The 503-nt window shown below is 42.3% G+C and carries 1 protein-coding gene; it reads left to right on the top strand.

Going from position 1 to position 503, the window contains the following annotated elements; all coding sequences use genetic code 11:
• Window positions 1–42 precede the first annotated feature (42 nt).
• The coding region (locus ADIWIN_RS12695; RefSeq protein ID WP_200859809.1) for a polysaccharide deacetylase family protein at window positions 43–503 on the top strand (461 nt) is incomplete at its 3' end.

Below are 503 nucleotides of genomic sequence, written 5' to 3'. Positions count from 1 at the left end.
TATCCCCTGTGTGCCTTGTCACTAGGGTTAAAACCCACCCATATGGATAGCCATATGGGTACATTGTTCTATCATGCTCCATTTCTAGAGCGCTACATAAAGGTGGGAATTGAATATGGTATTCCTGTCATGTTCCCTGGTGGGAACAATAAATTGCTTGGTCTTTCGATGAACAACAACATCATCAAACAATTGAAGAAAGAAGGAAAGTATAAGGAGGGCATGAAATTACCTGGCAATTCACTTACGGAGAAGGCGCCTATGGTAGGGCAAAAAATCTGGGATGCAGGATTACCCGTCTTGGATGACTTACATTCAATAAGTGGGAGCTGGTCACCAGATTATGAAGTGGATGATAAGGGATTAGGTGCTTATAAAGTAGAGAAGTGTAAAGAGTTATTGACCTTAATGGAACCTGGCTTGGCCATGGTAATTGTTCACAGTATAGGCGATAGAAAAACCTTTGACAGAATCAGTGGCTCAGGAGCCTCTAGATATGCCGA

Source organism: Winogradskyella psychrotolerans RS-3, from assembly GCF_000427335.1.
Lineage (GTDB): Bacteria > Bacteroidota > Bacteroidia > Flavobacteriales > Flavobacteriaceae > Winogradskyella > Winogradskyella psychrotolerans.
The sequence above is the reverse complement of the archived record's forward strand: the minus strand, read 5'-3'. Positions and strand labels throughout refer to the sequence as shown.